This is a genomic window from Cupriavidus sp. UYPR2.512 (assembly GCF_000379565.1).
Lineage (GTDB): Bacteria > Pseudomonadota > Gammaproteobacteria > Burkholderiales > Burkholderiaceae > Cupriavidus.
Window position 1 is genome coordinate 22,173 of sequence record NZ_KB903184.1, and the last position, 24,626, is coordinate 46,798.

At 66.1% G+C, this 24,626-nt stretch carries 21 protein-coding genes and 1 pseudogene; 11 read left to right on the forward strand and 11 right to left on the reverse strand.

What is annotated here, in order from left to right:
* Window positions 1-254: 254 nt before the first annotated feature.
* The 7 genes and pseudogenes from A3A5_RS0132800 (at window position 255) to A3A5_RS0132830 (ending at window position 6,650) form a co-directional block, all read left to right on the forward strand.
* Window positions 255-596 (forward strand): YciI family protein, encoded by a 342-nt coding sequence (locus A3A5_RS0132800; protein ID WP_026201369.1) that lies wholly within the window; start codon window positions 255-257, stop codon window positions 594-596.
* Between the two features lie 14 nt (window positions 597-610).
* Window positions 611-886, forward strand: a pseudogene (locus tag A3A5_RS0132805) (ABC-2 family transporter protein); the annotation flags it as partial.
* A 327-nt stretch (window positions 887-1,213) separates the two neighbouring features.
* Window positions 1,214-1,939: an SDR family NAD(P)-dependent oxidoreductase gene (locus A3A5_RS0132810; protein WP_026201370.1), complete on the forward strand. Its 726-nt coding sequence runs from the start codon at window positions 1,214-1,216 to the stop codon at window positions 1,937-1,939.
* Window positions 1,940-2,444: 505 nt separating this feature from the next.
* Window positions 2,445-3,587 carry a 3-deoxy-7-phosphoheptulonate synthase gene (locus A3A5_RS0132815; RefSeq protein ID WP_018314681.1) on the forward strand — a complete coding sequence of 381 codons (1,143 nt, stop codon included), beginning with the start codon at window positions 2,445-2,447 and terminating at the stop codon, window positions 3,585-3,587.
* A gap of 49 nt (window positions 3,588-3,636) precedes the next feature.
* Complete coding sequence (locus A3A5_RS0132820) at window positions 3,637-4,101, forward strand: YaiI/YqxD family protein (RefSeq protein WP_026201371.1); 465 nt, start codon at window positions 3,637-3,639, stop codon at window positions 4,099-4,101.
* A gap of 78 nt (window positions 4,102-4,179) precedes the next feature.
* Window positions 4,180-4,614, forward strand: coding sequence for a VOC family protein (locus A3A5_RS0132825; protein ID WP_018314683.1), 435 nt, complete (start codon window positions 4,180-4,182; stop codon window positions 4,612-4,614).
* Between the two features lie 356 nt (window positions 4,615-4,970).
* Window positions 4,971-6,650: an ABC-F family ATP-binding cassette domain-containing protein gene (locus A3A5_RS0132830; RefSeq protein WP_018314684.1), complete on the forward strand. Its 1,680-nt coding sequence runs from the start codon at window positions 4,971-4,973 to the stop codon at window positions 6,648-6,650.
* 270 nt (window positions 6,651-6,920) lie between these two features.
* Here A3A5_RS0132830 and A3A5_RS0132835 read toward each other — a convergent pair whose 3' ends face one another.
* From A3A5_RS0132835 to hppD, 8 genes are all read right to left on the reverse strand, one after another.
* Entirely contained in the window at window positions 6,921-7,922 is a 1,002-nt protein-coding gene (locus tag A3A5_RS0132835; RefSeq protein WP_018314685.1) for a tripartite tricarboxylate transporter substrate binding protein, read from the reverse strand.
* Window positions 7,923-8,100: 178 nt separating this feature from the next.
* Window positions 8,101-8,961 (reverse strand): MipA/OmpV family protein, encoded by an 861-nt coding sequence (locus A3A5_RS0132840; RefSeq protein ID WP_369797843.1) that lies wholly within the window; start codon window positions 8,959-8,961, stop codon window positions 8,101-8,103.
* Window positions 8,962-9,081: 120 nt separating this feature from the next.
* Window positions 9,082-11,295: a xanthine dehydrogenase family protein molybdopterin-binding subunit gene (locus A3A5_RS0132845; protein ID WP_018314687.1), complete on the reverse strand. Its 2,214-nt coding sequence runs from the start codon at window positions 11,293-11,295 to the stop codon at window positions 9,082-9,084.
* Entirely contained in the window at window positions 11,286-12,290 is a 1,005-nt protein-coding gene (locus A3A5_RS0132850; protein ID WP_018314688.1) for a xanthine dehydrogenase family protein subunit M, read from the reverse strand. The genes A3A5_RS0132845 and A3A5_RS0132850 overlap by 10 nt, the downstream gene beginning before the upstream one ends.
* Before the next feature lie 9 nt (window positions 12,291-12,299).
* Complete coding sequence (locus tag A3A5_RS39710) at window positions 12,300-12,872, reverse strand: 2Fe-2S iron-sulfur cluster-binding protein (protein ID WP_018314689.1); 573 nt, start codon at window positions 12,870-12,872, stop codon at window positions 12,300-12,302.
* A gap of 236 nt (window positions 12,873-13,108) precedes the next feature.
* Window positions 13,109-14,305: an amino acid aminotransferase gene (locus A3A5_RS0132860; protein WP_018314690.1), complete on the reverse strand. Its 1,197-nt coding sequence runs from the start codon at window positions 14,303-14,305 to the stop codon at window positions 13,109-13,111.
* 109 nt (window positions 14,306-14,414) lie between these two features.
* Window positions 14,415-15,809, reverse strand: coding sequence for an amino acid permease (locus tag A3A5_RS0132865; protein WP_018314691.1), 1,395 nt, complete (start codon window positions 15,807-15,809; stop codon window positions 14,415-14,417).
* 187 nt (window positions 15,810-15,996) lie between these two features.
* Window positions 15,997-17,076, reverse strand: coding sequence for a 4-hydroxyphenylpyruvate dioxygenase (hppD, locus tag A3A5_RS0132870; RefSeq protein ID WP_018314692.1), 1,080 nt, complete (start codon window positions 17,074-17,076; stop codon window positions 15,997-15,999).
* A gap of 230 nt (window positions 17,077-17,306) precedes the next feature.
* Here hppD and A3A5_RS0132875 point away from each other — a divergent pair, with 230 nt between their 5' ends.
* Window positions 17,307-17,780, forward strand: coding sequence for an Lrp/AsnC family transcriptional regulator (locus tag A3A5_RS0132875; protein WP_010812428.1), 474 nt, complete (start codon window positions 17,307-17,309; stop codon window positions 17,778-17,780).
* Between the two features lie 6 nt (window positions 17,781-17,786).
* Here A3A5_RS0132875 and A3A5_RS0132880 read toward each other — a convergent pair whose 3' ends face one another.
* Window positions 17,787-19,913, reverse strand: coding sequence for a PAS domain-containing sensor histidine kinase (locus tag A3A5_RS0132880; RefSeq protein WP_232431529.1), 2,127 nt, complete (start codon window positions 19,911-19,913; stop codon window positions 17,787-17,789).
* A 518-nt stretch (window positions 19,914-20,431) separates the two neighbouring features.
* Here A3A5_RS0132880 and A3A5_RS0132890 point away from each other — a divergent pair.
* From A3A5_RS0132890 to A3A5_RS0132900, 3 genes are all read left to right on the forward strand, one after another.
* Window positions 20,432-21,058, forward strand: a complete 627-nt coding sequence (locus tag A3A5_RS0132890) for a response regulator transcription factor (RefSeq protein ID WP_018314695.1) — start codon at window positions 20,432-20,434, stop codon at window positions 21,056-21,058.
* A 39-nt stretch (window positions 21,059-21,097) separates the two neighbouring features.
* Window positions 21,098-21,778: an Hpt domain-containing protein gene (locus A3A5_RS0132895; protein WP_018314696.1), complete on the forward strand. Its 681-nt coding sequence runs from the start codon at window positions 21,098-21,100 to the stop codon at window positions 21,776-21,778.
* Between the two features lie 213 nt (window positions 21,779-21,991).
* Window positions 21,992-22,498: a hypothetical protein gene (locus A3A5_RS0132900; RefSeq protein WP_018314697.1), complete on the forward strand. Its 507-nt coding sequence runs from the start codon at window positions 21,992-21,994 to the stop codon at window positions 22,496-22,498.
* A 142-nt stretch (window positions 22,499-22,640) separates the two neighbouring features.
* Here the strand turns inward: A3A5_RS0132900 and A3A5_RS0132905 are convergent, their stop codons facing one another.
* On the reverse strand, window positions 22,641-23,543 hold the full coding sequence (locus A3A5_RS0132905; RefSeq protein WP_018314698.1) for a patatin-like phospholipase family protein: 903 nt from the start codon (window positions 23,541-23,543) through the stop codon (window positions 22,641-22,643).
* A 251-nt stretch (window positions 23,544-23,794) separates the two neighbouring features.
* Entirely contained in the window at window positions 23,795-24,535 is a 741-nt protein-coding gene (locus A3A5_RS0132910) for a YceH family protein (RefSeq protein WP_018314699.1), read from the reverse strand.
* Between the last annotated feature and the right edge of the window lie 91 nt (window positions 24,536-24,626).

A 24,626-nucleotide genomic window follows, 5' to 3' on the forward strand; every position in this document is an offset into this window, starting at 1 on the left:
TGACGACATCTGATGACCCTCATGGCAAGATCACACAGCCGCTGGCCAGTTGTAACAGCAGCGCTAAAACACGGCAAATTCAATGCTGGATGAAAATATAGCCAATGAGTGCAAAGACGCTGCAAGATCAACGGCTTACATGCCCGGAATCTGCACGTGTTAAAGCGCACATCCGGATTAGGGGCGCGTTACACATCGCCCCATAACACGTTAGGCCTCACAAACAGCACCGACCTCAACCGAAGGACCGAACGATGACGAAATACCTTATCTCCTTTCCTGGAAGGGCGATGGAAGTCCCCGCCGAGGACTTCGCTGCCGTGGGCGAAGCTGCGCACGAGGTCATACGCGAGGCAAAGGCTGCAGGCGTGTACGTGTTCGGTGGTGGTATCAACGAGGATGTCGCACCCCTCATGGTCGCCTCAGACGGCACGGTCACAAACGAAACCTATCCCCAGACGAAGGAGTTCGACGGCGGCTTCTGTGTCCTGCAGCTCCCGTCGCGCGAAGCCGCCATCCTGTGGGCTGCAAAGATCGCCAAAGCTTGCCGCTGCTCGCAGGAACTCCGCGAGTTTGGGTATGACCCCGAGAGCTGACGGGCAGGGCCCGCCTCGAGATCGCCAATGTGCTGACATACGGTGGCGTACAGGCGACGCAATATCCGGTGGCCTTGTATGCGCGGTGGTTCCGGTACGTGCTGACCTTTGCTGTGCCGCTGGCCTGCGTCGCCTACTACCCTGCGTTGGCGATAATGGGCAAGCCTGATCCGATCGGTGCGCCGGCCTGGATCGGGCTGGTGTCACCGTTGACGGGTTTCGTTTTTCTCCTGGCGGCTATCGGCGCATGGCGTATCGGGCTGCGCCACTACACGTCGACTGGCAGCTAGCTGGTCACGGTCTGGGCCGTAATTGAGCTTCAGCGCCCACGGTGGCGCAGATTGACGACCGCGAGAGGGACTCCGCTGACATCTGACGGCCGGCGAACACCATGTCTGTGTGGCCGCCTTCGACCATGCAAGTATTTGTCTGGAAGCGAACAGAGCATGCCCGACGAGGGCTAGTACCGTAGGGATCGGCGGGTGGGTTGCATGGCAAGTCCTGTCGCCGATGACGCGACGAGGCAAGGCTCAGGGTATTGCCTGCGTCATAAAGAGGGGGCGGCGTTTGCCGTGCGCGCTACCGCTTCTACGCAGCCATGGCGCGCTGGGGATGCCGTGTCAAATATCTATGATCTATCGGGGAAGGCAGCGCTGGTGACCGGCGGTGCAAAGGGGCTCGGTCGGGCGATCGTTGCGCAACTGATCGACAGTGGTGCGCTTGTGCATGCTTGGGATATCGTGCCGTTCCAGATGGAAGGTGCCAGCACTGAGGTCGTCGATGTCTCCGATGCCGGGCAGGTGGCGCTGGCGCTGGCGCGACTGGTCGATGCGGGATATCGCTTCGACATCCTGGTCAATGCTGCCGGCTACCTTGGCCCGATGCAGCCATTCGAGAATCACGAAGCCTCACAATGGCATCGCATCATCGCCGTGAATCTCCTGGGGACCATGTACGTCGTGCAGGCGATGTTGCCGCACATGTTGCGCTGGGGAGGTGGCCGTATCATCAATATGGGCTCGCTGGCCGGCAAGGAGGGGCTGGCGGGGCTGGCTGCATACTCCGCGGCCAGCGGCGGCGTGGTCGTTCTAACCAAAGCAATCGGCCGCGAACTGGTGAAGCGCAACATCTACGTTAATTGCGTGGCGCCCGGGCCCATGGATACCGACATGATTCACGCGCTCGGCAGCCACGAGGTGGCGGCCATGGTTGCTGATAGCCCGGCCGGGCGTCTGGGTGATCCGGCCGAGGCTGCGCACCTGGTAGCGTGGCTATGTTCGGACGCCAGCCGCTTTAATGCAGGCGCTGTCTTTGACATGTCCGGTGGGCGAGCGCGATTTTAAGGAAGTGCGGATCTTCGGTTGGCATGCCGTGAGATCGATTCGATAATCCACTCCGACCGGGGCGTCAACGGCTTGATCTTCCCCGAATCGCAGCACGCGACACAGACGGCTTTCGAGCCAAGCTTCGTGGCGCGCACGGCTGCCGTCTTGCCCCGGCTATGGGCATTCGGCGGGCGGCCTGACATCGTAGTTCCCCCGCAAAAGCCGGGACCGCTGATTGGCTGGTTTGCCAATCGCCATGGTTGGCTTTGCGCAGCGCCGGGCGGATAATCACGACAGTGGCCTCGGGAGGATGCATGACGATAAGGGCTGAGGGGGTGAGAATAGCCAGGTCCTGGCTGGTTGCGGCGTTTGCTGACGCGCGCCAGCGCGCCTGGGCCGTCCTTCAGGATCTGTCGCCGTCGCTACCTGCCGCATCGCAACGACACATTGCCCGGATTCCGCTGCCGCGCCTGACTGGCGCCTGCCGGCGGTCTTCCCTGTCCCAGTTCTCCAGGAGCTAGCCATGAATGATCCACAGAAATCTCCGTTGACCATTGCCGAGGCTTGGCAGGCGCCCCCGGACCGCACCAGCGTGACTGACGACGCCCGCGTCGAAGACATCATTCCGCTGCCTCCGCCTGAACACCTGATCCGTTTCTTCCCCATCCGGGGCACGCCTGTCGAATCCCTGGTCACCCAGACGCGCCAGCGCATCTCGCGCATTCTGCACGGCAAGGATGACCGGCTGCTTGTGATCATGGGACCTTGCTCGATCCATGACCCGCACGCGGCACTCGAGTACGCACGGCGGCTGATGGAGCAGCGGCAGCGCTACGCCGGGTCCCTGGAGATCGTGATGCGTGTGTACTTCGAGAAGCCGCGCACCACGGTGGGCTGGAAAGGGCTGATCAACGACCCTTATCTGGACAAGAGCTATCGCATCGATGAGGGCCTGCGCATCGCGCGCAGCCTGCTGGTCGATATCAATCGCCTTGGATTGCCGGCGGCCGGTGAGTTCCTGGACGTGATCTCGCCCCAGTACATTGGCGACCTGATCTGCTGGGGCGCGATTGGTGCCCGCACCACCGAGAGCCAGGTGCACCGCGAGCTGGCTTCGGGCATTTCAGCGCCGATTGGCTTCAAGAATGGCACTGACGGGAACATCAAGATTGCCATCGACGCTATCCAGGCCGCATCTCGCCCACATCACTTCCTGGGAGTGCACAAGAACGGGCAGGTGGCGACGGTACATACCAAGGGCAACCCAGACTGCCACGTCATTCTCCGTGGCGGCAAGGCCCCGAACTACGATGCGGATTCCGTGGCGGCCGCCTGCAGGGAACTGGAAGCGGCCGGCCTCGGCAACTCGCTGATGGTGGATTGCAGCCACGCCAACAGCAGCAAGCAATACCAGCGGCAGGTCGATGTCGCGCGGGACGTGGCGCATCAGATCAGCAGCGGCAGTGAATCCATTTTCGGGGTGATGGTCGAGAGCCATCTGTTCCCCGGCGCACAGAAGTTCACCCCAGGCGAGCACAGTCCGTCCGCTTTGTCATACGGACAGAGCATCACCGACGCCTGCATCGGGTGGGACGAATCGGTGGCAGTGCTGGACGTGCTAGGTGAAGCGGTGGATCTTCGCCGCAGGCTGGATTCGCAACCATAGGAAAGACGTCAGAATATGAGCGTTCCCTCACTCACTTGGAAGTACCGCGATGCAAGTACTGGTTGACGCAGACGCCTGCCCGGTTGTCGTCAAGGAAATATTGTATCGGGCCGCACAACGTGCCAAAGTGTACGTCACGCTGGTTGCCAACCAGTATCTGCGCACGCCGCCTTCCCGCTTTATCAAGGCACTGCAAGTGCCGGCGGGCTTCGACGTCGCCGATGACCGTATCGTCGAACTGGTCAGCAGCGGGGATCTCGTCATTACGGCGGACATAGCGCTTGCCTCCGCGGTCCTCGACAAGGGCGCCTATGTGCTTGACCCACGCGGAAGCTGGTTTAGCCGTGAGAATATCCAGGAGTACCTGACGATGCGCGAGGTGATGGACCAACTGCGCGGCTCGGGCGTTGATACCGGCGGACCGGCACCGTACGCTCCACAGGACAGCAAGGCGTTCGCTGGCCAATTGGACCGCTTCCTGGCACGTCATGCGCCGCCAGGTGCCGTCGCCTGAGGCGTGCCAGCCACAGCAACACACTGGACGCCAATTCCCCCCGAATACGCGGCACCGTTAAGAGAGGGACCGAAGGACATGACAGTCAAGCGAATGGACAACGTCCTGATAGTTGTCGACGATCTCGAAGCGGTGAAGGCTTTCTTTGTCGAGTTGGGCCTCGAGCTTGAGGGCCAAACCACGGTTGAAGGGCCTTCTGTCGGGAGCCTCATAGGGCTTGGAGACGTCCGAGCCACCCTCGTGATGCTGCGGACTCCCGATGGGCAGGGGGTTGAACTGGACAAATTCCACACGCCAAATGCAGTCAGGTTTGGTCCAGTGGACGCGCCAGTGAACGCTTTGGGTCTTCGTCGCATCCTGTTTGCCGTCGATGACATCGATGCTGTCGTTGCGCGGATGCAGGCCCATGGCGCAGAACTCATTGGCCGGATGCAGTACGAAAAATCGTACCGGCTCGCCTATATTCGTGGGCCTGAGGGCATCATCGTCGGCCTTGCCGAGCAACTCGGCTAAGGGGGGCGTCTCGCTCGCGCACGACAATCACCGCGCAGGCAAGCACCGTGGTGCCCTAATGAGCTAACCCCTTGTACGCCGGCTTTCCGGCTGTCTGGCGAGCCGGAACGAAGTTCGCCTCTGGGTCGTTCTGAGGCAGCCATAGTCTGGCGGCACCAGGCTGCCGGTTGAATCCGCAGCCAGTAGCCGTCATTCACCGCTATGTTCGCTGGCCCCGCAGCCGGAACGCCCGGTGCGCCAGGGGCTGCCCTGCTTTGTGGCCGGTGGGCGCCGCAAAGCGCAAGCGGCTCCCAGAAAAGTGACAGCCCTGCATGTCCGTTCGGCTATCATGCCTATCCTCTCCGAAGTAGCCCCCTATGATTTCCGTCCGTAATGTCACGCTGCGTCGTGGCGTCAATGTCGTACTCGACCGCGCGTGCGTCACCTTTAACCCCGGCGAAAAGATCGGTCTTGTCGGTCGCAATGGCGCCGGCAAATCGTCCTTCTTCGGCCTTCTCAACGGCACGCTGCACGAAGACAGCGGCGAGTTCTCGATTCCCGCTGCGTGGAAGATGGGCCAGGTTGCACAGGAGATGCCGGAGACCGGGCAGAGCGCGACCGACTTCGTCGTCGAGGGTGACACCGGGCTGTTGGCCGCGCAGGCCGAAGTCGCCGCCGCCGAGGCCAGCGACGATGGCATGCGCATGGCGCACGCCTACATGGCCCTGCACGACGCCGGCGCACACGATGCCCCCGCACGTGCCCAAGCGCTGATCCTGGGCCTTGGCTTCAGTGCTGCGCAGCTTAGTCAGCCGGTCAACAGTTTCTCCGGCGGCTGGCGCATGCGACTGCAACTGGCGCGCGCGCTCATGTGCCCGTCCGACCTGCTGCTGCTCGACGAGCCGACCAATCACCTCGACCTCGACGCGCTGGTCTGGCTGGAAGCCTGGCTCAAGCGCTATCCAGGAACGCTGGTAGTGATCAGCCACGACCGCGAATTCCTCGACGCGGTGACGCAGGTGACGGTGCACGTCGACAACGCCAAGCTCGTGCGTTATGGCGGCAACTACAGCAAGTTTGAAGACATGCGCGCCGAGCAGCTCGTATTGCAGCAGGCCGCGGTGGCGAAACAGGCGGACAAGATCGCCCACCTGCAGAAATTCATCGACCGTTTCAAGGCCAAGGCCTCGAAGGCGAAGCAGGCACAGAGCCGGGTCAAGGCGCTCGAACGCATGGAGAAGATCGCACCGGTGCTTGCCGAGGCAGAGTTCAACTTCGAGTTCAAGGAGCCGCTCAACGTCCCGAACCCGCTGTTGTCGATGCTGGACGCGAGCTTCGGCTATCCGGCGCCGGCAGGCGCACTGCCGGGCACGCCGCCCACGGTCATCGTGCGGGGCATCAACCGTTCCGTGCTGGCCGGGCAGCGCATCGGCATTCTCGGTGCCAACGGTCAAGGCAAATCCACGCTGGTGAAGACGGTGGCGCACGCGCTGGCGCCGATTGGCGGCGAAATCAGCGAAGGCAAGGGCCTGAATATCGGCTACTTCGCACAGCAGGAACTCGACGTGCTGCGCCCGCTCGATACGCCGATGGAACACATGATTCGCCTTGCCAAGGACACGCCGGCTCACATGCGCGCCCCTGGCCAGAGTGGAACCGAACAATCCCTTCGCACCTTCCTCGGCACCTTCAACTTCAGTGGCGACATGGTCCATCAGGCGGTCAGCACGATGAGCGGCGGCGAAAAGGCGCGGCTCGTGTTGTGCATGATCGTGTGGCAGCGCCCCAACCTGCTGCTGCTCGACGAGCCGACCAACCACCTCGACCTGGCCACACGCGAAGCGCTGGGCATGGCGCTCAATGAGTTCGAAGGCACAGTGATGCTGGTCAGTCACGACCGCGCCCTGCTGCGCGCCGTATGTGACGAGTTCTGGCTGGTCACCAAGGGCGGCGTCGAGCCCTTCGACGGCGATCTGGACGATTACCAGCAGTTCCTGCGCGACGAAGCCCGTCGCATGCGCGAGCAGCCTGCCGCAGACCAGAAGGTCATCGCCTGAAATAGTGGGGCAATGGGCAGGCATGACCTTCACAGGATTCAGCGTGAAGGTCGCCATTGAGCGCCTCGAGACTGATTCGAACTTCGGCGTCGAGATCGATCACGAGGGCTCGCTGTCCGAATTCAATAAAGAATTTCTGCGGGGCGCGGCGCGGGAATCGCCGCTTTGGGTCGACAAGAGACCTTTACCCGGTAGTCGCCATCCAAAAAAACGTGGCGAGCCTGGTAGCTCGCCACGTTTATGCCCGGGCTTGTATCGCGGTCTGCAACCTCAATCCAGCGTAATCTTCCCCGCCTTCACAATCTCCGCATAGCGCGCGGTATCACGCTCAATCAGCTTGCGGAACTCGTCAGGCGTACCGCCCACGGGCACAAAACCGAGGTCCGTCAGCTTTTTCGTGACTTCCGGGCTGCGCGTGGCCGCGGCGATTTCCCTGGCCATGCGTGCGACGATCGGTTGCGGCGTGCCGGCAGGCGCCATCAGCCCGGTCCAGGAACTCATCACGAAGCCGGGGAAACCTGCTTCTTCCATGGTCGGGATGTTGGGCTCGCCCGGCCAGCGCCTGGCGGAGGCCACGGCCAGCACATTGATCTTGCCCGACTTCACATGCGGCATCGGCACCAGCAATGGGTCGAAGGCGACGGAGACTTCGCCGGACACCAGCGCGGGCAGGATCGGCGCGCTGCCGTTGTACGGCACGTGGGTCAGCTTGAGCTTTGATGCCATCGCCAGACGCTCGCCGGTCAGGTGCGCGGAGCTGCCGACGCCGCTGGAGCCGAAGGTCAGCGTGTCGGGATGCTTCTTGCCGTAGTCGACCAGTTCGGCCACGGTCTTGACCGGCAGCTTCTTGCTGGAGAACAGGAACAGCGGCAGTTCGGCCATCTCAGCCACCGGCACCAGGTCCGTGGGCTTGTAGCTGAGCTTGGAGTACAGCGACATGTTCGCGCTGTAGGCGGCCAGCACCGAGACGAAGGTGTAGCCATCCGGCGCCGAGCGCGCAGCCACGCCGACGCCCAGGGTGCTGTTGGCGCCGGGCTTGTTCTCGATGATGATGGGCTGGCCCAGCCGTTGCGAGACCTGCTCGAACACGACCCGCGAAACCGTGTCGGTGGAACCGCCGGGGGTGTAAGGCACGATCACCTTGATCGGCTTGGCGGGCCACGCTTCAGCGGCGAGGGCAGCCGGGGCGGTGTGGGCGGCGGCCAGGCCGGCAATGGCGATGGCGGCGAAACGCGAGCTGAGCGCGGCGCGATGCTTGATGCTGGACTTCAACTACATCTCCTTCCTTGGCATTCTTCGGCAATCCCCTGGTGGGGACTCTGCGGCCGGATACTCCGGCTGGCCAAATTATGCGGGATGTAGTGATCGAGATGCCGGGGCGATGCCGGCCCTGGCGCGGGTGCAACCCATCCACTGTGCGATAGCCGCCCGGAGGCGACGGCAACGAACCTCAGAATTCGTAGTTAACCGACAGGTCGAACACCGCATTGGTCCGCTTGCGCGTGATCGGGCTGTCGGCCGCATCCCCGGCGAGCTGCGAAATGGCCACGTCCGAGCTGGCAAACCAATGTTTGGCGAAATACCAGACGGAAGTCACGCCGAACCCGTACGACTTGATGCCGCCGCTTGCCTGGTACTGCGGCCGTCCCGCGCGGGCCTGCGCCGCGCTGACGCCGTACCAGGCGTTCATGTAGCGAGAGTCCGCCAGCGTGACGGTGGGTCCGGCGAACCAGAAGAATTTCTCCGAGCTGCCAGGCAGCGGCATATAGGCGCCGATATCTCCGACCCACCCGTCGCTGCCGCCCAGGCTGCGGCGCGCGTCGATGCGCAGCACCAGCGGGAATTCCTTCGAGACTGCGTATTCCGCGAACAGCTTGCCTTCCGGCGCCGGGTTGATATTGCCCATGCCGTCCAGGTGCGGCGAATCCTCTTTGGCGCGCCGCCCCAGGTTGTAGGACAGCGCAATCCCCGCGCGCCAGTTCTTGCCCCGCAGCAGGTTCACGCCCAGCCCTTCGCCGACCGAGGCAAAGGCCAGGTCGCGGTAGCGGATATCGATGCTGGGGCCGCCCAGGACAATGTACTCGGAAGAGCCGTCGTAGCGCGGCCGGACCATGGCCGCCGCCCCCACGCGCACCTGCCAGACCGGAATTTCTTCCTCGAACAGCTTCTGCAGCGGGATGCCGGCGGAGAACTGCCATTCGGCCAGCGGCGCCGGGGTCTGGGCGCTGGCCAGGGCCGGGGCCAGGACGGCGCCGGCGGCCAGCAGCAGGGCGATGCACGAGGATGGACGCTTCGGGCAGAACTCAGTCACGGCAGCCTCCACGCCCGCGCGGCGGGCAGTCGGGTTGCGGGCACGGGGCCCGTAGACGACATCTTTCCATTGGATGGCGGCCAGCGCAACCACCGGCGGGCAGCGTGGGAGCGGATGGTCTCAGTCCAGCAGCTTGTCCAGCGTGATCGGCAGGTCCCGGACGCGCCGGCCGGTGGCGTGGTAAACGGCATTGGCGATGGCCGCGGCGACGCCGACGATGCCGATCTCGCCGATGCCCTTGGTGCCCAGCGCGTTGATATGCGGATCGACCTCGTCGACCACCGTCACGTCGATGGTGCCGACGTCGGCGTTGACCGGCATGTGGTACTCGGCCAGGTTGGCATTAGCCACGCGCCCGGTGACCGGGTCCAGCTCGGTCTTCTCATGCAGCGCCATGCCGATGCCCCAGACAATGCCGCCCATCAGCTGGCTGTGCGCGGTCTTGCGGTTCAGCAGCCGGCCCACGCCGTAGCTGGCGACGATGCGGTGGACGCGGATCTCGCCCAGGTCTGGGTCCACGTGGACTTCCGCAAAGACGGCGCCGAAGGCGTGCATCGCATACTTTCTCCGCTCTTTGCCGGGCCTGGCGCTGGCGCGCGCTTCAATCGCACGGGCGCCGGCGCGCCTGATCGGCGCGGACATGGGTTCGCGCTGCGCCGGATCGGAGCGGCGTTGCAGCCAGCCGTCGGCAATCTCCACGTCTTCGACCGGCGCGCCGGACAGCGGCGAGGCCGAGTCGGCCACGGCCTCGCGGATCAGTTGCAAACGTGCAGCTTCGGCCGCCTGCTGCACGGCAGGCGCGACGCTGGCAACCGACTGCGAGCCGCCCGACACCGGGGCCTCGGGGAAGGCCGTGTCGCCCAGTTCGAAGCGTACACACTCGGGCCGCAGCCCCAGCGCGTCGGCGGCGACCTGCGTCATGACCGTGTAAGTGCCGGTGCCAAGGTCTTGCGAGCCGGAGCGCACCAGCGCGGTGCCGTCCGGCAGCAGGCGCACCATTGCGCTGGCGGCCGAGCGGTAAGTGGGGTAGGTCGCGGTGGCCATGCCCAGGCCCGCCAGCTTGCCGTCGGCATGCATCGAGCGCGGGGTGGGGTTGCGGCGCGCCCAGCCGAAACGCTCGGCGGCCACCCGGTAGCACTCGCGCAGCGATTTGCTGGAAAACGGCAGGTGTCTCTCGGGATCGGAATCGGCATGGTTGCGCAGGCGCAGTTCCACCGGGTCGATGCCAAGTTGTTCCGACAGTTCATCCAGCGCGCACTCCAGCGCAAAGCTGCCGGTGGCTTCGCCCGGCGCGCGCATGAAAGTCGGGGGGCCGATGTTCAGTTCGACCAGCCGCTGACTGGTCTGCTGGTTGGGGCACGCATAGAGCCTGCGCGTGATCAGCGCGCAAGCTTCGAGCCACTCTTCTGTCGTCGAGGTGCAGGCGATCACGTCGTGGCGGATTGCGCTCAGCGCACCATCCCGTGCCGCGGCGGCGACCACGTGCTGCTCGGTCATTGGCCGCGCGCCCACCGGGCCAAACATCTGGGTCCGCTCCACCACCAGCTTGACCGGGCGGCTTGCCTGCCGCGCCGCCATCGCGGCCAGCACCACGTGCGACCAGACTGAGCCCTTGCAGCCGAAACCGCCGCCTACGTAAGGGCAGATCACACGCACCCTGTCCGCGGGAATGCCGAACGCGGCCGAGACGGCCTTGCGCACGCCGGTGACGTACTGCGTCGCGTCGTACAGCGTCAGGTGGTCGCCGTCCCAGGCGGCGATGGTGGCGTGCGGCTCCATCGGGTTGTGGTTCTCCATCGGGGTGGTGTAGACCGCGTCGATGACGGCAGCCGCGCCGCGCATGCCGGCGTCGGGATCGCCGCGGTGGCTGTCGGCTGAGCCGTCTTCGTCCTCGTCGGGCTTGCGGGCCTGCATGCGGGCCTGCGCAAAGTCCAGCACGGCATCGGCCTGCCGGTATTGCACCGGCAGGCAGCGGGCGGCGTCGCGGGCTTGCTCCAGGGTGTCGGCCACCACCACGGCGATGGGCTGGTTGTTGTAGTGCACCGCGGTGTCCTGCAACAGGCTCATGACGTGGCCGGCCGTGGGGATGTCCGCGGCCGCCTTGCCGCCCTTGGGCAGGCGCGGCGCGTTGAAGGGGGTCAGCACCAGGCGCACGCCGGGCATGTGCTCGCAGGCCGAGGTGTCGATTGCCGCGATCTCGCCGCGGGGGATGGAACTGGTCACCATCACCGCATGGGCCAGGCCGGGCAGGGCGTGGTCGGCGGTGTAGCGCGCGCGGCCGGTGACCTTCGGGATGCCGTCGACGCGGTCGAGCGGGGTGCCGGTCACGCCCATGCCGAAGCTCCTTGTGACCGGCTGGCGACCTGCAGCGCGCGCAGCACGGCACGTTGCGCCAGTCCGATCTTGAATGCGTTGTGGGCATAGGGCTGCGCGCCATCGAGCAGCAGGCGCGCGGCTTGCGCCGCGCTGTGCGCGCTCAGCGGGCGGCCAGCCAGGGCCCGCTCTGCCGCCGGCACGCGCCATGGCTTGTGCGCCACGCCGCCCAGCGCCAGCCGGGCGCTGCGCACGGTATTGCCGTCGATGTCCAGCGCCGCGGCTACCGAGACCAGCGCAAAGGCGAAGCTGGCGCGGTCGCGCACCTTCAGGTAGTGGGCATGGGGCGCATAGGGCGAGGGCGGCAGGTCGATGGCGACGATCAGTTCGCCAGGCGCCAGCATGGTGTCGCACTGCGGCGTGTCGCCGGGCAGCCGGTGGAAATCGCCGATCGGGATGCGGCGCTCGCCGGTGGTGGCGCGCACCACGATCACGGCCTCCAGCGCGGCCAGGGCCACGCACATGTCGGACGGATGCACGGCGATGCAATGCTCGCTCGCGCCCAGGATGGCGTGGATGCGGTTGATGCCGTCGCGCGCGCCGCAGCCCGAGCCTGGCTTGCGCTTGTTGCAGGCCGGGAAGCCGGGGTCGTAGAAATAGTGGCAGCGGGTGCGCTGCAGCAGGTTGCCACCCACCGTGGCCATATTGCGCAGTTGCCCGGAGGCGCCCGACAGCAGCGCCTGCGCCAGCAACGGATAGCGTTCACGCACCAGCGGGTGGTTGGCCGCATCGGTGTTGCTGACCATCGCGCCAATGCGCAGGCCGCCATCGGGCAGCGCCGCCACCTGGGCCAGCGGCAGCCGGCTGACATCGACCAGCAGCCGCGGCGTTTCCACGCCGGCCTTGATCAGGTCCAGCAGGTTGGTGCCGCCGGCCACATAGCGTGCGCCGGGCTGGCTGCCCAGGCGCATGGCGTCGTCCACGGAGCCGGGCCGTTCATAGGAAAAAGGATTCATGCCCGCCCCTTAGCTGCCGCCACCCTTGCCGCTGGCCTCGCGGACCGCGGCAACGATATTGGGGTAAGCGCCACAGCGGCACAGGTTGCCGCTCATGCGCTCGCGGATCTCATCGTCGCCAAGCCGCAGCGCCGCCGGCCGCAGCGGCTGCACCGCGCTGGCTTCGCCGGCCTGCGCTTCGGCCAGCATCGCCACCGCCGAGCAGATCTGGCCCGGCGTGCAGAAGCCGCACTGCAGCGCGTCGTGCGCGACGAAGGCGGATTGCATCGGATGCAGGCTGTCGCCGCTGGCCAGGCCTTCGATGGTGGTGATCTTGCGCCCTTCCTGCATGACCGCGAGCGTCAGGCAGGCGTTGATGCGCCGCCCGTCGACCAGCACCGTGCAGGCGCCGCACTGGCCGCGGTCACAGCCTTTCTTGGCGCCGGTCAGGTGGATCACTTCACGCAGCGCGTCAAGCAGGGTGCAGCGCGGTTCCAGCTGCAGCGTGCAGGCTTTGCCGTTGACGTGCAGCGTGACCGCGCGCGCGGCCGCGCCAGGGGGCAGGGCGGTGCTGCACTGGGCCGGAGCGTTGTCTTCGGACATATGCGAGCCTTCTGTAGGAGCCGGCAGGGCAGGAGGTGGTGCCGGGGATACAGGAAGGCTGCAAGTTCAGTGCCGGGCATGGCCGCGGCGATGGCGTTGCGCGCGGCCTGGGCAAGCCGCAAGGAAAGAGTCAAAAACGCCACGACCCTTGTAGAAATTACGCTGGCCGGGGCCTGGCGCCGAAAAACAAAAACGGCGCCCGAAGGCGCCGCCATGAGGCTGTCTGCGTGCTGGGCTCAGCCCTTCAGCACGCTGCCGATGGCCTTGGCCACGATGCCGACATTGCGCTCGTTCAGCCCGGCCACGCACATGCGGCCCGAGCGCAGCAGGTACACGCCGTGCTGCTCGCGCAGGCGCTCGGCCTGGTCGGCGGTGAGGCCGGTGTAGGTGAACATGCCGCGCTGGGTCAGGTAGCGCGACAGGGCCTCGCCGCTGACATGGTCGCGCAGGTTGTGGTGGATGGCCTCGCGCATGCGCGCGATGCGGTTGCACATCTGGGCCAGTTCTTCCTCCCACAGCTGGCGCAGTTCGGGCGTGGTCAGCACCTTGGACACCACGCGCGCGCCATGCGTGGGCGGGTTGCTGTAGTTGGCGCGCACCGCGCCGGTCAGCTGGCCCAGCACGTTGGCGGCTTCGCCGGCGGTGTTGCAGAACACGCTCAGGCCGCCGCAACGCTCGCCGTACAGCGAGAAGTTCTTCGAGAACGAGTTGGCCACCAGGCAGGGCACGTCCTGTGCCACCAGCTCGCGGATGGCAAAGGCGTCGTCTTCCAGGCCGGCGCCAAAGCCCTGATAAGCCATGTCGACAAACGGCAGCAACTGGTTGGCCTTGAGCAGCGCGATCAGCTGGCGCCACTGGTCCTGGTTCAGGTCCACGCCGGTCGGGTTGTGGCAGCAGGCGTGCAGCAGCACGATGCTGCCCGCGGGGATGGCGCCCAGCGCGTCCATCATTGCGTCGAACTTCAGGCCGCCGGTGGCGTCGTCATAGTACGGGTAGGTATTGACGGTGAAGCCGGCGCGCTCGAACACCACGCGGTGGTTTTCCCAGCTGGGATCGCTGATCCACACCTGCGCCTGCGGGTAGTAGCGCTTGAGGAAATCGGCGCCCACGCGCAGTGCGCCCGAGCCCCCCAGCGTCTGCAGCGTGGCGATGCGGCCGGCGGCGCGCGCCGGCGAGTCTTCGCCGAAGACCAGCGCCTGCACCGCGTTGCGGTAGGCCACCAGGCCCGACATCGGCAGGTAGGGGCGCGGACCCATGTCGGCCAGCAGCGCGGCCTCGGCCCTGGCCACGGCCTGCATCACCGGCAGGCGGCCCTCGTCGTCAAAGTAGATGCCGATGCTCAGGTTGACCTTGTCGGTACGCGGGTCGCGCTGGAAGTCCTCATTGAGCGAGAGGATCGGATCGCCGGGAAATGCCTCGATGTGTGCAAACATGGGATGCGATGGAATGGGGTCGGGGGGCAGCTGCCGCGGCGCAGGGGGCGTCGCGCAGCCTGAATTCTAACCGGCGGCGCCCGCAGCCTGCAGGCGCCGCCTTGCCGCTTCAGCGCAGTTGCTGGGCGGCCACGCCGCTTTGCAGCGCGGCGGCCGCGTTCTTCTGGCGCACCAGGTAGCTCACGCCGAGCACCACCAGCCACACCGGGATCAGGTAGACCGACAGGCGCAGGCCAGGCGTCAGGTACATCACCACCAGGATGCCGGCCAGGAACACCAGGCACAGGTAGTTGGTGAGCGGATAGCCCCAGCTCTGGAACTTCGTGGTCTGGCCGGCGCGGCGCTTGTCGGCGCGGAACTTCAGGTGGATCAGGCTGATCATCGCCCAGTTGATGATCAGCGCCGACACCACCAGGCCCATCAGCATCTCAAAGGCCTTGCCGGGCATGAAGTAGTTGATCACCACGCAGGCCGCGGTGGCCACGGCCGAGAACGCCAGTGCCGTCAGCGGAATGCCGCGCTGGTTGACCTTGAGCAGCGCCTTGGGGGCGTTGCCTTGCTGGGCCAGGCCGTACAGCATGCGGCTGTTGCAGTACACGCCGCTGTTGTAGACCGACAGCGCCGCGGTCAGTACCACCACGTTCAGCACATTGGCCACCCAGTTGCTGTTCAGCGCGTGGAAGATCAGCACGAACGGGCTGCCGCCGGTGACCACGTTCTCCCAGGGGTACAGCGACAGCAGCACTGCCAGCGCGCCCACGTAGAAGATCAGGATGCGGTAGATCACCTGGTTGGTGGCCTTGGGGATGGTCTTCTCGGGAGAATCTGCCTCGGCCGCGGTGATGCCCACCAGTTCCAGCCCGCCGAACGAGAACATGATCACCGCCATGGCCATCACCAGGCCGCCCATGCCGTTGGGGAAGAAGCCGCCGTGCTGCCACAGGTTGGCCACGCTCGCTTGCGGGCCGGCATTGCCGGACACCAGCAGGTAGCCGCCAAAGCCGATCATGCCGATGATGGCCGCGACCTTGACGATCGAGAACCAGAACTCCATCTCGCCGAAGGACTTCACGCTCGACAGGTTGATCACGTTGATGATCATGAAGAACGCCAGCGCCGAGACCCAGGTCGGGATCTCAGGCCACCAGTACTGCACGTAGATGCCAACGGCCGAAAGCTCGGCCATGCTCACCAGGATGTACAGCACCCAGTAGTTCCAGCCCGACAGGAAACCGGCGAAGTGGCCACAGTATTTGTCGGCGAAGTAGCTGAACGAGCCGGCGACGGGCTCGTCCACCACCATCTCGCCCAACTGGCGCATGATGAAGAACGCCACGATGCCGGCGATCGCATAGCCCAGCAGGACCGAGGGGCCCGCCATCTTGATGGTCTGGGCGATGCCCAGGAAAAGGCCGGTGCCGATGGCGCCACCCAGCGCGATCAGCTGGATATGCCGGTTCTTCAGGCCGCGCTTGAGCGTGCCGTCATTGCTGCTTGAATGCATTCTGTTGTTTCCTCTACCCATTCTCATGGAATGCGGGCCCGCGTTTCTGGCTTGTATCGAGTCGAACGCTTGGGCCTGGGGGACGTCACCGCCCGCGCGGCAGGGTGACTGCCGCGAAGGTGGTGTGCGCGTTTCCGGAACCGGCGGTGCCCGTCAAGGGCTGCCGGTCAGGGAAGGCCGATGCCGGTCAGGCTTCGACCTTGAGCGTGCCGCGTGCGATCTGGTCGCGTTCCAGCGACTCGAACAGGGCCTTGAAGTTGCCTTCGCCGAAGCCTTCGTCGCCGCGGCGCTGGATAAACTCGAAGAACACCGGGCCGAGCGCGGTCTTGGAGAAGATCTGCAGCAGCAGCCGGGGCTTGCCGCCTTCCGTGGTGCCGTCCAGCAGGATGCCGCGCGACTTCAGCTGCTCCACGGGCTGGCCGTGGCCGGGCAGGCGCGTGTCCAGCGCTTCGTAGTAGTAGTCGTTCGGCGCGGTCATCAGCGGCACGCCTGCCAGTTGCAGGCGGTCGATGACTTCGATCAGGTTGTCGGTCAGGAAGGCGATGTGCTGGATGCCCTCGCCATTGAAGGCCATCAGGAACTCTTCGATCTGGCCGGCGCCCTTGGACGATTCCTCGTTCAGCGGAATGCGGATTTTACCATCCGGCGCGGTCATGGCCTTGGAGGTCAGGCCGGTGTATTCGCCCTGGATGTCGAAGTAGCGGATTTCGCGGAAGTTGAACAGCTTTTCGTAGAAGTTGGCCCAGTAAGCCATGCGGCCACGGTAGACGTTGTGGGTCAGGTGATCGATCAGCTTGAGGCCGTGGCCAACCGGGTGGCGGTCGACGCCTTCGATAAACTCGAAGTCGATGTCATAGATCGACTTGCCTTCCTCGAAGCGGTCGATCAGGTACAGCGGCGCGCCGCCGATGCCCTTGATCGCGGGCAGGCGCAGCTCCATCGGGCCGGTCGGGATCTCCACCGGCTGTGCGCCCAGTTCCAGCGCACGGGCGTAGGCCTTGTGCGAGTCCTTGACGCGGAAAGCCATGCCGCAGGCGCTCGGGCCGTGCTCGGCGGCAAAGTAGGCGGCGTGGCTGTGCGGCTCGCGGTTGACGATGAAGTTCACTTCGCCCTGGCGGTACAGCACCACGTCCTTGGAGCGGTGCTTTGCCACCAGCGTGAAGCCCATCTGCTCGAACAGCGGCTCAAGCACGTTGGGGGTGGGCGAGGCGAATTCCACGAATTCGAAGCCCATCAGCTGCATCGGGTTGTCAAACAGGTCGGCCATGGCTTTCTCACTAAAGGGGCGGGAAATAATATTGTGGCGGCGGCACTTGGCAACGAGGTCGCGCCGGTGCCAGCCGGCTCGGCGGAAACCTGTTGCAGGACAGGCCTGTAGTGCGCTTGCTTGGGATGCAGTGTATATTCCTGACGGCAAAATTGGATTTCGTAAAACAGGCAGGGAAACCCTAGATTATGAAATCGGATTGCTATAAACATTAGGATGAGGAAATAAAAGTGCAATCGATCGAGCTGGACCGTACCGATCGCCGCTTGCTGGGGGTGTTGCAGGAGCAGGGGCGGGCCTCCAACCTGGAACTGGCAGAGGCCATCGCGCTGTCGCCGGCGCAGACTTTGCGGCGCCACCGCCGCCTGGAAGAGGCCGGGCTGGTCAAGCGCTATGAGGCGCGGCTGGACGCGGCGGCGCTGGGCTTTGGCGTGGTGGCCTTTATCCATGTGACGATGGAGCGCGGGCATATCCGCGACCTGTCCAACTTCAAGCGCCTGGTGGCTGAGCTGGCGCAGATCCAGGAATGCTTCTCGGTGACCGGGGATATTGACTATGTGCTCAAGGTGGTCGCCAAGGACCTGAAGTCGCTGTCTGACTTCCTGCTCGATACGCTGATGCGTATTCCGGGTGTCAGCGGCGTGAAGTCCAGCGTATGCCTGGACGAGATCAAGTGCACCAGCGCGGTGCCGCTGGAGGCCTGAGCGGGCTTAGTCTTCCGGCTGGTCTAGGCGGTCGCACTGCACGTTCATCGCCCGGCACACCGCGCACCATGACGGCCGGGAGCCGGGCATGACGCCGCAGTGGGCGGCCTCGTCACGCGTGCCGGCCTGGCTGCCGGGCGTGCTGACCTGCACTGGCACGGCCACCTTGCGCGCGCGGTAGCCACTGGCGCAGGCTTGTGCCACCGCCGCATCCAGCGCCTGCAGGCCAACCGGCTTGACGATCACGGCATCCATGCCCGCCGCCAGCGCCGCGGCATGGTCCACCGCGACGGCGCTCGCCGTGCAGCCGATCACCGGCACGCAGCTGTGCGCATCCTTGCGTGCGCGCACCGCCCGTGCGAATGCCAGGCCGTCCATGACCGGCATGGCGCAGTCGCACACGATCACGTCGAAGCTGGCGCCGTCCAGTCTGGCCAGCGCTTCGCGGCCATCACAGGCGGTGCTTACGCGGTGGCCCAGGTGTTCCAGCTGGCGCTGCAGCAGCAGCCGGTTGGGCGCATGGTCGTCGATCACCAGGACGCTGGCCCGGCGCCGTGCGCAGCCCGCCATGGGCGGGGGCACCGGTTCGGGCAGTTCCGTGGCGACGGCAAGCGTCAGCGGCAGCGTCACCATGACGCGCGTGCCCTGGCCCGGCTGACTGGACAGCGAGATCTGGCCGCCCATCGCGCTGGCCAGGCGCTGGCAGATTGCCAGTCCCAGCCCGGTGCCGCCGGCCCGGGGGCGTGTGAGGCCATGCACCTGCTCGAAGGGTTCAAACAGCCGCTCCTGCGCGCCGGCGGGAATCCCGATGCCGGTGTCGGAGACGGTCAGCATGACCTGCTGCACCCCGTCGCGAGGCGCTTGCGCGTCGAGCCTGACGTGGATCGAGCCGCTGTCCGTGAAGCGCACTGCGTTGGACACCAGGTTGGCCAGGATCTGGCGGAAACGCAGCGCATCGACCTGGTGCAGCGGCGCGACGGCGGCGCCGATGCCGCTGGTCAGCGACAGGCCCTTCTGCGTCGCTACCGGCCCGAAGATCAGCAGCGTGTCCTTGACCAGCCCGGGCAGCGAAGCGGGTGCCGGGTGGATGCTGAACTTGCCGGCCTCCATCTTGGACAGGTCCAGGATGTCGTCGATCAGCGCCAGCAGGCCCAGCGCCGACTTGTGCGCCGTGACCAGCTGCAGGCGTTCCTGCTCGGCCAGCTGGCAGCGCGCCAGGGTCAGCTCCAGCATGCCGGTGATGGCGTTCATCGGGGTGCGGATCTCATGGCTGACCGAGGCCAGGAAGGTGGACTTGGCGCGGTTGGCGGCCTCGGCTTCTGTCTTGGCGTGGGCCAGCTCGGCCAGCATGTCGTGGCGTTCGGTCAGGTCGACGCAGCCGCCGGCCAGGCCCTTGACGGTGCCATCGGCGCCGCGCAGCGGTGTCAGCCAGTTCAGCACGTGGCGGGTGCGCCCGCCCAGGCGCAGGCAGCGGTCCTTGTGCAGTGGGGTGCCGTCTTCAATCACCTTGCGGTAGTCGCGAGCCACCTCGGCCATGTCGATGGCGATGGGATGCACCTGGACCGACGCATCCAGCGGCTGCCCGCGCAGTGTGTCGCGCGTGGCGCCGACCAGTTCTTCATAGCTGCGGTTGCAGGTGATGAGCCGCAGCGAGGCATCGCGCAGGTAGACCGGCTGGGGAATGCCGTCGAGCAGCGCCGACTGGATCGCGATGTTGTCCTTCAGCGCTATCTCCGCGGCCCGGCGCCGGCGCACCTCGCGATACAGCACGAAGATCCATGTCAGCAGGCATGGCGTCAGCAGGCAGAGCAGTCCGGTCGTCCACCCCAGCACCCGCCAGTGCGCCTGTGGCTTTGCGTGCGGCGGTGGGGCGATGCGCGGTGCCGGCGTGCGGATCCCCGGTGGCTGGGCTGGCTGCAGGGCAGGTGCCTCGGGCGAGGCGACAGGCATGCCGCCCAGGGATGGCACCGTGGCGGGCGCTGGCGCGGGCTCTGCCCTCGGTCGGGTACCGGCGCAGACCGATACGCCAACGAGCAGCAGGGCGATGCATGCAAGCCGCCAGGCGCGCGTGAAGCGGTGCGGGCAAGCGGTGACCGAGGGCGATTCGATATGGATGAGCGGACGAATAGACAAGCGGGGCGCCAAAATACAGTGAAAACGTGGCAGCCACCGCTGCGCGGTAGCGTAGCGGTGGCGGGCTTGTTTTCACTCTATGGGCTCAGCCTCGTTATCTCATTAAGACGAATCTGAGATTGAGGGTGAAATTTCCGGATCACGCGCCATTTTCGCCTGTCGCGTCACATATCGAAGACAATCCCGCTCAGCATCTCACGGCCCGGCACGCCGGCACCAGTCAGGCAACGCACGCGGCAGCATCGGGAAACCCGATGGCTGCGGGCAGGCCGAAAGCCCTTTGGATATCCCCGGCCGTTGTCCGGCGACGTGGTCTTTTATGCCGTGGTGGCAGCGTTATGATTGGCGTTGCGCATCTGCCATGGCCCGCATTGCGCCAGGCTTGCAAAGCCCCGGCCGGGTTTTCGGAAGATGCAAGCCCCCGCTCGGAAATTTCCGGTGCCCTCCGGCGCAAATGCTGAGCACAATGACATGCCCGGGTGCCCGGACATCGAGGCGCCTGCTATGGAGTTCAAGTCGTGGCCACAATCCTGATCGTCGACGACCACCCGCCCGTGCGGGTGGTGCTAAAGGCGCACTTTTCGCAGGTGCTGGGCATTACCCATGTGCTTGAGGCCGACAATGGCCAGGCCGCCATCGAGATCGTGCGGCAATACACCCCCGACGTGGTGATCCTGGACCTGGACATCCCGAAGATCAACGGGCTGGACGTGATCCCCCGCCTCAAGGCCAGCCACCCGGCGGTGCGCATCCTGGTCATTTCCGGCCAGGACCAGAACACGTTTGCCCCGCGCGTGCGCCAGGCCGGCGCGCATGGTTTTGTCAGCAAGACCCAGGAACTGGGCGAGATCGTGCGCTGCACCGAGTCCGTGCTGGCCGGCTATACGGTGATGCCGGAAATCGACCATGGCAACAACGCCGGCCAGGCCGACGAAGCTGCGCGCCTGGCCAGCCTTTCCGACAAGGAACTGGTGGTCATGCAGATGCTTGCCAAGGGCATGTCGAACAAGGACATCGGCGAAACCCTGTTTATCTCCAACAAGACGGTCAGCACGCACAAGACCCGGGTCATGGAAAAACTCGGGGCAAGATCGATTGTCGATGTCATCGACTTTGCGCGGCGCCACCATATCGCGATTGGCTAGCATGCTGCCCGCAATTGGTCTCGCGTCGCGAGGCTGCGCATGACCGGCGCGTTGCTGCTTGCCACGCCCGGCGACACGCGCTGGGTCGCCGGCGTTGCGCCGATCCTGCGCGATCTCGGCTTTGATGTGCATACCGACACGCCCGCGCCGAACGCCGCCGCGGACGTCGGCCTGGTGATTGCCGGCGCCGCCGCCGAGATCCCCGACACCCTGTTGCGTGCCTGGCGTGCCGCCGGCCCGGTCTGCGCCGTGGTGCTGCCGGCCGCTGCGGTGCAGGTACCCGGTGCGGACGAAGGCGTGACCGCCTGCCTGCGCGAACCGGTGACCGAAGCGGCCATCGTCGCCATGCTGGCCCGGCAGCGCTACCTGGCGCTGTCCCCGCGCGAGGCCGCGGGCATCGTGCCAGCCATCGCGGCGCAGACCTTCGGCAACCGCGCCTTTGCCGCTGAACTGGTGCGCGCCCTGGTCACCGCGACGCAGGCTGACCTGGCGAAGCTGCGCGCCGCGGACGGTGCGCTGGACACGGTGCGCAGCGTCGCCCACCGGCTCAAGGCATCTGCCCACTACGTTGGCTGCCACGGCTTGTGTGCGTTCGCCCAGCGCCTGGAGCATGCCGCCCGCGACGGCGATGCCGCCAGCGCGGCTGCGCTGGCCGCGATCGTGGCCCCGACGGTGGCGCGGCTGCTCAGCCTGCTCGTGGCGCTGCCATCGGAAAAATAAGACCGCGGCGGTCGCCGGCAGGGTCCGGTGCGGGAATACACCGGATTGGCCCGGTGCGGTCGGTTGATTATGCTCGAATATATCAGGGCGCCGATTTTCAATATGTTGGAATAAATGGCGCCGATTAATGCGGCGCGGATTTATATGACGGCGCGGAGGCCGGATTCTGATTTCGGCGGGACGGTAGTTTGACGATATTTTCCGGGAGCGGGCATGGGTCAGATCATGGCGTCAATGCCGGAGTCGGCGTTCTATTTCCACCTGGCGGCGGTGACGATGCTGCTGTTGGGGCTGGCCGTATCTCGCGCGGTGTCGCACGTGATGGCCACCGCGGACGGGCGCAAGGCCCGCGCGCAGCGGCTGGCACGGGTCACCGCGGGGCGGCTGCTGGCGCTCGGTGGTATCTGGACCGCCATCGCCTATGGCCACGGCGCCTGGGAGCGCGCCGGCGCGCACAACTGCCGGCACCTGCCGTCGTTGGATGCCGCTGCGCGGTACGCCGCGGAATACTGCTATCTGGGCCGGGAGCGGGTGTTGCTGCGCATCTACGGCGTGGAGCGCAACCGCGTGCTGGCCCAGCGCACCTTCAACAGCAGCGGGCCGGTGCGGCTCAGCTGGGACGGCCAGGCCGTGGTCTTCGATGCCGCGGCGCCTGGCAAGGCAGGGCGCCTGGCGCTGCCACCCACGCTGGGCGACCGGTTGCTGGCGCGGCTGCCCTGATCCGGCGGACTACTCCGTGTGCATGCGCGCCAGCAAGGCGTCCAGACCTGCCGGGGCCGGCAGGCGCGCCATCCGCCAGCGCACCGCTTCGGACAAGCCCTGGCTGTCGTAGTCCGGCTGGCAGGCACCGCGCTGAGCGGCTTCAGTGGGGCGCAGCCGTCGGGATGTCGGCGCTGCAGCTGGGCGCCGCTTCGTCGTGCGAATGCGGCGCCAGCGCGCTCGGTATGCGCTGGCTGTCCAGCCCCTTGCCTTGCAGCCACTGCGCGGTGGTGGCCGCGGCGCGGTCGATCAGTTCGCCGCATTTGGAGTAGTCGTAGGGCGAGATGTCGAGCGGGCACAGCGGCGGCACCACGCTGATCTGCGCGCGCTCGGCGAAGTGCTGCAAGTCGTGCACGAGCTGGCGCGCCACCAGCAGCGAGAGCGCGTTGAACGCATGCTCCAGCGCGCCGCGCGGCGCGCGGCGCTCAGCACACGTGAAGCCCGCGGGCAGCACAATCACCCGCGTGGCACCGAGTGCGACTGCGGTGGATACCGGGGTGTTGTTGGCCACGCCGCCGTCGATCAGCGTGCGGCCCTCGAACTGCACCGGCGGGAACACGCCGGGGATCGCCGCGCTGGCCAGCACCGCGTCGACGATGCTGCCGCTGGACAGCAAGACCTCGTCGCCACTGTGCATGTCGGTGGCCACCACATGCAGCTGCAGTTCCGCCGCTTCCAGCCGCCGCGGCCCGAAGTGCTGCGCCAGCAGCGCGCGTAGCCCGGCCGCCTCAACCAGGTGGCCGCGGTTGCCGCCGAACATGCTCCAGACGCTGCGCCAGCTCCACGGCAGGATGTCGGAACGCCGGATGCCGCGCCACAGCGCGTCAAGCCGGCCGGCGCCGGCCACGCCAGGATTGCAGGCAAAGTAGGCGCCGTTGATGGCGCCGGCCGAGGCGCCGATCACAATATCGGGCATCACGCCCCAAGCCACCAGTTCGCGCAGCATGCCGACCTGGATCGCACCCAGGCTGCCGCCGCCGGCAAATACGAAGGCTGTCTTGTCCATGGCTGCGCCGGTCTCCCCGTCCAGTCTGCTGTCCTGAGCAGAGCATAGGCGACATCCGGGTCATCGGGCAGGTCGGCGGCAAGTTGCCTGCCGCGCTGCGTGCATGATGCCTTTCCCGAGCGGTCTGAGCATCGTGACTCGCTTTCGGGGGGGGGGGGGGGCAATTACGCAATTAACCGCCAGAAATATCCACCAACCACCAATGCTGGCCGGCAGCGGGGTGGCTGGTACCGTGGGGTATGACGCAGGCGTCAGTCGAGAAACTCGTCCACGGGGATACCGAGTTGCCCGGCCATGTGTTTGACCAGGCTTTGCAGCTTCGCCACTTTCTCGGTCAGGGCCTGCTGCTCGGCGCGCAGTTGTTCGAGCTCGCCCGGCGAGGCGGTGGCGCCGCCCGTGGTGCGTTCGGCTTCGTCGGCGGCCGCGGCGGCGCTCACTTCGCCGCTCAGCAGGTGCATCCAGCGATTTTCACGTGCACCCGGCGCGCGCGGCAGCCGGACAACAAAGGGCGGCGCATGGCTGGCCAGTTCGTCAAGGAAGGCCTCGACCGACGAGATATCGGCAAAGCCGTGCAGGCGCGCGGTGTTCAGGCGCAGTTCCGCTGCGGTCTGCGGGCCGCGCAGCAGCAGCATCGCCAGCAGCGCGACGGACTGGCTGGGCACAGCCAGCACGCGCTGCATATTGTGCTCGAAGCGCGGCACGCGGCTGCTGCTGCCTTCAAAGACCAGGCTCAGGCCCTTGAGGCCATCGATGGCCTCAAGGATCTCGGCCTCGCTGATGTTCATCACGGGGGCGCGGGCGGTCTTCTGGTTGCAGCCCGACGCCAGTGCATTGAGCGACAGCGGGTAGGTGTCGGGCACGGTGTGCTGTTTTTCGACCAGCACGCCCAGCACGCGGCCCTCGACAGGCGTGAGGGGCCGCAGGGCGGGGCGGGCGGGACGGCCGGTGTGCTCGCCAGACTGGCTGGCGTCGGATTCAGGGCTGGAATGCATCAAGTCTTGGTTCTGGACTAAGGGTGGCGGCGGTGGCAAAGGCCTGGTGGCACGCCCAGGCGCTCATTCAATCCCAAGCCGGCACAATCCG